This is a genomic window from uncultured Microbacterium sp. (genome assembly GCF_913776565.1).
Classification (GTDB): domain Bacteria; phylum Actinomycetota; class Actinomycetes; order Actinomycetales; family Microbacteriaceae; genus Microbacterium.
Genome location: NZ_CAJYPF010000063.1, coordinates 1 through 7,327 on the forward strand (window position 1 = coordinate 1; position 7,327 = coordinate 7,327).

Consider the following 7,327-nt stretch of genomic DNA (forward strand, 5'->3'; position numbering starts at 1 on the left):
GACACCACGGCATCCATCACCTTCAAGCCCGGCACCGGCATCTCGGGCAGCCACCTCAACGTCAACGCCGTTGTCCCCGGCCTCGACGACGAGACCTTCCAGAAGATCGCCGCCGACGCCAAGGCCAACTGCCCGGTGTCGCAGGCGTTGACGGGCATCGACATCACCCTCGAGGCCACGCTTGCCTGAGTCCCCGGCCCGACGCGTCGTCATCGCCGGCGCGTCGGGCCTCATCGGCTCGGCCCTGGTCGACTCCCTGCGGGCGGACGGCGTCGAGGTCATCTCGCTCGTGCGTCATGCGCCGTCGAATCCTCACGAACGTCAGTGGCTGCAGGATGCCGCCCCGCTCGACCCCGACGTCCTCGCGGGCGCCGATGCCGTGGTCTGCCTCAACGGCGCCTCGATCGGGCACTTCCCGTGGACGCCCTCGTACAAGTCCACCCTGCTGTGGTCGCGCGTCACCCCGACGCGCACGCTCGCCGCGGCCGTCCGCGCGCTCGGCGACGACGCGCCCGCACTCATCAACGCCAGCGCCACGGGCTTCTACGGCTCGCAGCCGGGCGTCGTCCTCACCGAGTCCTCGGACCGCGGCTCGGGCCTGCTCGCCGACATCTGCGTCGACTGGGAGGCCGCCGCCCGCGACGCCGGCGACAGGGCGCGTGTTGCGCTGCTGCGCACCGCTCCCGTCGTCCACGAACAGGGGGTTCTCAAACCCCTGCTGCTGCTGACCAAGCTCGGCATCTCGGGGCCGATCGGACGGGGCACGCAGGTCTGGCCGTGGATCTCGCTCGACGACGAGGTGCGCGCGATCCGCCACGTCATCGACTCCGACATCGCGGGTCCCGTCAACCTCACCGGTCCGACGCGCGCGACCGCGAACGACCTGGGCTTCGCGCTCGCACGGCGGATGAACCGCCCGTACGTGCTCCGCGCTCCGGTGTGGGGCATCACGCTGGCTCTCGGAAAAGACGCGACCGAAGCCCTGCTCACGTCGGACGCCGATGTGCGCCCCACCGTGCTCGAGGACGGCGGCTACACCTTCACGCATCGCACGGTCGACGAGGCGGTCGCTTCCGCCGTGCCCGCGCCGGGGGCCTGACCGCTCGCGCCCGCTCCCCGGTCCACGGTGAGCCGCGGAACGGGAGCGGGTCAGCGCTCGCGGCGTTCCCCGGCCTCGAGCCGGATGGCCGTGCGAACCGCCTCGCGCGCCCGCCTGCGGTCGCCCGCGGCGTCGTACGCCAGGGCGAGGCGGTATCGCGCCCGCCAATCCCCGGGGTGCTGCTCGACGTCCGCCCGGTACTGCGGGAACAGGGCGTCGCCGTCGGCGCGCTCGATGCGTCCGCTCGGCCGCACGGGCAGGTTCTCGTCCGGGAGCCCGCCCTCGGCATCCAGTCGCTCCCCCAGGCGCTGCGCGCGGACGCCGAACCACAGCTCCCGGCCGATCGCCCACAGCGCCAGCAGCGGCAGCACGATCAGGGCCACGCCCATCACCACGCCGACCGGCTCTCCGCTGCCGAGAAGCACGAGCGCCCGCTGCCCGGCGAGCAGGATGTACAGCAGCAGCAGGACCGTCATCAGGGCGACGGCGAGACGAACCCTCATGCGCTGGTCGCGCTCGCGACCTGACCCGACACGTCGCCGTCGGCGATCGGCGCCTCGGCCCGCACCGGACGCGTCCGCACACCGATGTCGATGAAGCTGTCGAGACCGATCACGACCCCCCGCGCCTCGCGGGCCGCGGCCAGGGCGATGCGGATGCCGGGCGCATAGGCGGTGGCGGGGTCGATCGTGTCGTGCACGATCGTCAGCGACTCCCCCGCCCCCGACAGCACCGTCTCTTGACGGGCGACCACACCCGGTCGACGCAGCGAGTGGATCGGGACCGACGCCACGCGTTGTCCGCGGGCCCGCTGATCGACGTGAGGAGACTCGACCGGGCCCACATCGGCACGGGCGGCGGCGATCAGCTCGGCCGTGCGCACCGCGGTGCCGCTGGGCGAATCGATCTTCGTCTCGCGGTGGGCTTCGACGATCTCGATCGAGGGGAAGAACGGCGCGGCGGCGGCCGCGATGGCGCTGCCGATCACCGAGCCGAGGGAGAAGTTGGGAATGAAGACGGCGCCCGTTTTGGCGGCATCCACGAGAGGGCGGATCAGTGCGATGCGCTCGTTCGACCAGCCAGAGGTGCCCACCAGCACGTTGATGCCGCGTTCGACGGCGGCACGCACGACGTCGATCGACGCGGCGGGAGTCGAGGCATCGATCACCAGGTCGGCGCCGTCGAGCTCGACGAGGTCGGACCGCGAGCCCAGCACGGCTGAGACGTCGTACCCCTCTTCGGCTTCGACCACCTCGCGGATCACTCCGCCCAGCTTGCCGGTCCCGCCCACGATGGCCACACGCGTCGTCATGCCTTCCAGCCTAGGTGCGCGCGTGGACGTCGCGGCGTCGGCTTCGGGGGACGCGCCGGGCGCGGCATCCGCGGATCAGACGGGAAGCGGGTCGATCAGTCCCGTGCGCAGCTCGACCGGCAGGTGGGCCAGGTCGTTGTGCGACAGCAGCGTCCAGGGTCGGCCCTTCTTCTGCGCGATCACCGTGAGGCCGCAGTAGGCCTGGTTGATCGTCATCCAGCGCCACTCCGGCGCCTGGAGCACCTCGCGGACGAACCACGAGATGACGAAGTTGTGGGTGATGACCAGCTCATGCACCTCGCCCGTCTTGCGCGCGAGGAACTCGGCCGTCGCGTCGGCCATCTGCGCGCGCCCGGCGTCGATCTCGGCTTCGGTGACAGACCCGAAGAATGGCTCGTAGGCGGCGGGGGTCTCGGGGGTCATGCCCGTGGGGACGCAGTCGAAGAGCAGCGCCGACGACTCGGGCGAGACGGAGGGAAGGCGGTCGGCCACGGCACGGGCGGTCTGTGCGGCCCGTTCGAGGGGCGAGTGCCACACGGCATCCAGCGGCAGTCCCGACAGGCGGTCGGCGAGCAGCGCGGCCTGACGCTGCCCCCGCGGAGACAGGGGTCCGTCGGTCAGTCCGTGCTCGGCATCCTGGTGCTCGCCATGGCGCACCAGGTAGATGTAGTGCGTCACGTCAGCTCACTCCGTCGTCGATCCGCCGTTCCCCCGGCCGTCCGTCCAGCCTACGTCACGGCCCGACGAGGCCGGCCGTCACTCGGCGGCGCGGGCGATATCAGACAGATGCGACCGACTGAGGCGCACCCCCACGGCGCGCATGCACTCGGCGACGTGGCGCGGCGCGAAGGCGTTGACGATGGGCGCGGTGACGATCTTCTGGGCGAGGAGCCAGGCCAGGGCCACCGCGGCATCCGGGATGCCGAGTTCGCTGCCGACCGCGTCGAGCGCGCGCAGCACGCGCGAACCGCGACGGTTGAGGTGAGCGGCCACCTGCGTGCCGCGGACGGACTGCGTCGACTGGCCCCGCGTGCGCGTCTCACCCGCGAGGAAGCCGTGCGCCAGCGGGTGAGAGGGCGTGACCGCCATGTTCTGCGCGGTTGCGATGAGGCGGACGTCGCCGTCGAACTCCGCGCGACGCAGCACGTTGTACGGCACATCGAGGACCGTGATGCGCGGGTAGCCGGCCGACGAGAGGATGCGCGCCTCCACCAGCTGCGCCGCGGTGTAGCCGTGGGCGCCGACGGCGCGCACCTTGCCCGACTCGACGAGCCACTCGCTCGTGGCCAGCGTGTCCTCGAGTACCGTCCGGCCGTCGCGCGACGCGTCGAGCGAGAGCACGTCGATGCGATCCGTGCCCAGGCGTGTGAGCGAGGCTTCGACCGCGCGGACGAGGTTGACGGAGTCGAGGCCGGGGTTGTCGGGATGCCCGCCGACGCGGACCGTCAGGACCGTGTCGTCCCGCATCCGGCGCGTACGCAGCCACTCTCCGATGATGAACTCGCTGCGCCCCGCGGCGTAGCTGTCCGCGGTGTGCACCGCATTGCCGCCCAGCTCGGCGTAGACGTCGAGGATCTCGTGGCTCGCCCGTGCGTCGACGTTCCAGCCGAACTCGCCCCCGCCCAGGAACAGGGGGAACACCTCGAACCCGGTCTCGCCCAGTGGACGACGCACGTGTGCACCCAGACCCGGGCCCTGGACGGCGATGGGAGCGGAGGGGTGCGGCGTACGGTCACGACGCAGGCGCGGCGAGGCCGTCTCATCGACGCCCGAGCCGCTCATGATGCGATCCCCTCATGCGGGTGCCGGGGAAGGTCGGTACGGCGGACCCGTATCGCCACGCCCCCCGACGTACTTCCGAGGGTAGGCGGTCACCCGCGGGGGCCCGCTCATTCCCCCGGCTCGGCGATAAACATTGCGTAACACTTGCGTGCGTCGCGATCACGCCCGCCCCACGGGTCACGTCCGTCACACGACGGATGCCCGCCCCGCACGAGGCGGGACGGGCATCCGGTGACGGCGGGATCAGCCTTCGGCGGGAGCCTCGGGGCCCTCGCTCGCGGCGGCCGAGCTCTGCGTGTCGGCCGGCTCGGGCGTGGCGGCGTCCTCGTCGAGCACGGGCTCGAGCGAGAGCTTGCCGCGGTCGTCGATCTTCGTGATGCGCACGAGGATCTTGCGACCGACCGAGAGCACGTCCTCGACGTTCTCGACGCGCTTGCCGCCGGCGAGCTTGCGGACCTCGCTGACGTGCAGCAGGCCGTCCTTGCCGGGAAGAAGCGAGACGAACGCACCGAAGGTCGCGATCTTGACGACGGTTCCGAGGAACTGCTCGCCCACCTCGGGGTTGGTCGGGTTGGCGATCGCGTTGACCTGGGCGCGGGCGGCCTCGGCCGAGGGGCCGTCGGTCGCGCCGATGTAGACGGTGCCGTCCTCTTCGATCGAGATCTGCGCGCCGGTCTCGTCCTGGATGGCGTTGATCGTCTTGCCCTTGGGCCCGATGAGCTCGCCGATCTTGTCGACCGGGATCTGCACGCTGATGACGCGGGGCGCGGTGGGCGCCATCTCGTCGGGCGCGTCGATCGCGGCGTTCAGGACGTTGAGGATCGTCAGGCGAGCCTCCTTGGCCTGGGTCAGCGCGGCGGCCAGCACCGACGACGGGATGCCGTCGAGCTTGGTGTCGAGCTGGATCGCCGTGATGAACTCCGACGTACCCGCCACCTTGAAGTCCATGTCGCCGAGCGCGTCCTCGGCGCCGAGGATGTCGGTCAGCGCGGCGTAGCGCGTCTGTCCGTCGACCTCGTCGGTGACCAGACCCATCGCGATACCGGCGACGGGGGCGCGAAGAGGCACACCCGCGTTCAGAAGCGACAGGGTCGAGGCGCAGACCGAGCCCATCGACGTCGAACCGTTGGAGCCGAGGGCCTCGGACACCTGACGGATCGCGTAGGGGAACTCCTCGCGGCTGGGCAGCACCGGAACGAGCGCGCGCTCGGCGAGGAAGCCGTGGCCGATCTCGCGACGCTTCGGCGAACCCACGCGACCGGTCTCACCGGTCGAGTAGGGCGGGAAGTTGTAGTGGTGCAGGTAGCGCTTGCTCGTGATGGGCGAGAGCGAGTCGATCTGCTGCTCCATCTTGAGCATGTTCAGCGTGGTGACGCCCAGGATCTGGGTCTCGCCGCGCTGGAAGATCGCCGAGCCGTGGACGCGCGGGATGACCTGCACCTCGGCGTCAAGCGGGCGGATGTCGGCGACACCGCGGCCGTCGATGCGGACGCCGTCGCTGAGGATGCGACCGCGCACGATCTTCTTCGTGACCGACTTGTACGCGGCCGAGAACTCCAGCGGCGCGCCGGCGGGCAGCTCGCCCGCTTCGACGGCGGCGATGAGCTCGCCCTTGACGCGGTCCTTGACGGCGTCGTCGGCGTTCTGACGCTCCTGCTTGTCGGCGATCTGGTAGACGCCCACGAGGTCGTCGTACGAACGACCGGCGACGAAGTCGTAGACCTCGGAGCTGTACGCGGGGAAGACCGGGTAGGGCTGGATCTCCTTGGCCGCGGTGCGCGCGACCTCGTTCTGCGCGTCGACGAGCTGACGCAGGAACGGCTTGGCGGCCTCGAGGCCCTCGGCGACGACCTGCTCGTTGGGCTTGGTCGCACCGCCCTTGATCATGTTCCAGCTGCCCTCGGTGGCCTCGGCCTCCACCATCATGATGGCGACGTCGCCGTCGTCGAGCACGCGGCCCGCGACGATGAGGTCGAAGACGGCGTCCTCGAGCTGCGTGACGGTCGGGAACGCGACCCACTGGTCGGCGTGCTCGCCCTGGCCGGGGATGAGCGCGAGGCGCACACCGGCGATGGGGCCCGAGAACGGCAGACCCGAGATCTGGGTCGACATCGAGGCGGCGTTGATCGCGAGGGCGTCGTAGAACTCGCCCGGGGCGATCGAGAGCACGGTGACGACGATCTGGACCTCGTTGCGCAGGCCGTCGACGAACGACGGGCGCAGCGGGCGGTCGATGAGGCGGCACACCAGGATGGCCTCGGTCGAGGGGCGACCCTCGCGGCGGAAGAACGAGCCGGGGATCTTGCCGGCGGCGTACGAGCGCTCCTCGACGTCGACGGTCAGCGGGAAGAAGTCGAAGCCTTCACGCGGGTGCTTGCCGGCGCTGGTGGCCGACAGGAGCATCGTCTCTTCGTCGAGGTAGGCGGCGACGGCGCCCTGGGCCTGCTGAGCGAGGCGACCGGTCTCGAAGCGGATGGTGCGGGTGCCGAACCGGCCGTTGTCGAGAACGGCTTCGGCGGCGGTGATTTCTGGACCTTCCAAGAGGTCCCTCCTTCTTTGTTTAGGCTCGCCGCCCCGTGTGGGCGACGAGCTGACATGCGAAGGAGCAGGAACAGGCAGAAAGGGCGCGCCGACGGATCGACCCGGAAATCCCGGCGACTGGCCACCAGTAGACGACCACCCGGCGAGACGACGGGGAGTCCACCACAGGGGACCAGCGTCTGCCGGCCTGCTCCGTGAGCTCATATGGAATTGAGCGGATGCCAAGACGGCATTCCGCTCCACCATATCAGCGACAGCCCCCGAGGGGTGGGCACGTCACGGGCGCGTGCTCTAGCGTGACCTCATGGGTCTCATCCGTCGCACAGGTCACACGCTCCTCGCGTGCGCGGTGCTGGCGACCGCCATCGTTCCGACGCCCGCCGCGGCCGTCGCGGCGCCGACCATGTTCGTGCCCCCTCCGGCCGCCGTCGACGAGACCGCGGTCGCGCGCCTGAAAGAGCAGCTGGATGCCGCCGAGGCCACCGCAGCGCAGGCCTCTCGTCGCGCGCTCGACGCCGCGACCGCCGCCGACGACGCCCGCGGACGCGCCGACTCCACCGCCGCGCGCGCCCAGCAGCTCGCCGCGCGCAGCG

7 protein-coding genes and 1 pseudogene are annotated in these 7,327 nt (G+C 71.0%); 3 read left to right on the forward strand and 5 right to left on the reverse strand.

Features of this window, described 5'->3' with window-relative positions; translation table 11 throughout:
• The coding region (locus QZ433_RS03995; protein WP_295780124.1) for an OsmC family protein at positions 1-189 on the forward strand (189 nt) is incomplete at its 5' end.
• The gene (locus QZ433_RS04000) at positions 182-1,099 is read left to right on the forward strand and encodes a TIGR01777 family oxidoreductase (RefSeq protein ID WP_295780125.1); all 918 of its coding nucleotides are present in this window, start codon (positions 182-184) and stop codon (positions 1,097-1,099) included. The genes QZ433_RS03995 and QZ433_RS04000, both read left to right, overlap by 8 nt.
• Before the next feature lie 50 nt (positions 1,100-1,149).
• Here the strand turns inward: QZ433_RS04000 and QZ433_RS04005 are convergent, their stop codons facing one another.
• The 5 genes from QZ433_RS04005 to QZ433_RS04025 form a co-directional block, all read right to left on the reverse strand.
• Entirely contained in the window at positions 1,150-1,602 is a 453-nt protein-coding gene (locus QZ433_RS04005; RefSeq protein WP_295780126.1) for a hypothetical protein, read from the reverse strand.
• On the reverse strand, positions 1,599-2,411 hold the full coding sequence (dapB, locus tag QZ433_RS04010; RefSeq protein WP_295780127.1) for a 4-hydroxy-tetrahydrodipicolinate reductase: 813 nt from the start codon (positions 2,409-2,411) through the stop codon (positions 1,599-1,601). The genes QZ433_RS04005 and dapB overlap by 4 nt, the downstream gene beginning before the upstream one ends.
• A 75-nt stretch (positions 2,412-2,486) precedes the next feature.
• Entirely contained in the window at positions 2,487-3,089 is a 603-nt protein-coding gene (locus tag QZ433_RS04015) for a histidine phosphatase family protein (RefSeq protein ID WP_295780128.1), read from the reverse strand.
• Between the two features lie 78 nt (positions 3,090-3,167).
• Complete coding sequence (locus QZ433_RS04020) at positions 3,168-4,193, reverse strand: aldo/keto reductase (RefSeq protein WP_295780129.1); 1,026 nt, start codon at positions 4,191-4,193, stop codon at positions 3,168-3,170.
• A gap of 243 nt (positions 4,194-4,436) precedes the next feature.
• Positions 4,437-6,734 (reverse strand): polyribonucleotide nucleotidyltransferase, encoded by a 2,298-nt coding sequence (locus QZ433_RS04025; protein ID WP_295780130.1) that lies wholly within the window; start codon positions 6,732-6,734, stop codon positions 4,437-4,439.
• A 304-nt stretch (positions 6,735-7,038) separates the two neighbouring features.
• On the opposite strand from QZ433_RS04025, the pseudogene QZ433_RS04030 reads away from it, so the two are divergent.
• Positions 7,039-7,327 (forward strand): annotated as a pseudogene (locus tag QZ433_RS04030) (hypothetical protein); the annotation flags it as partial.

What these genes read in the sequence shown, in the direction of transcription:
- QZ433_RS04005 (WP_295780126.1), bottom strand. Translation starts at nt 1,602, where the DNA reads ATGAGGGTTCGTCTCGCCGTCGCCCTGATGACGGTCCTGCTGCTGCTG.
- QZ433_RS04020 (WP_295780129.1), bottom strand. Translation starts at nt 4,193, where the DNA reads ATGAGCGGCTCGGGCGTCGATGAGACGGCCTCGCCGCGCCTGCGTCGT.
- dapB (WP_295780127.1), bottom strand. Translation starts at nt 2,411, where the DNA reads ATGACGACGCGTGTGGCCATCGTGGGCGGGACCGGCAAGCTGGGCGGA.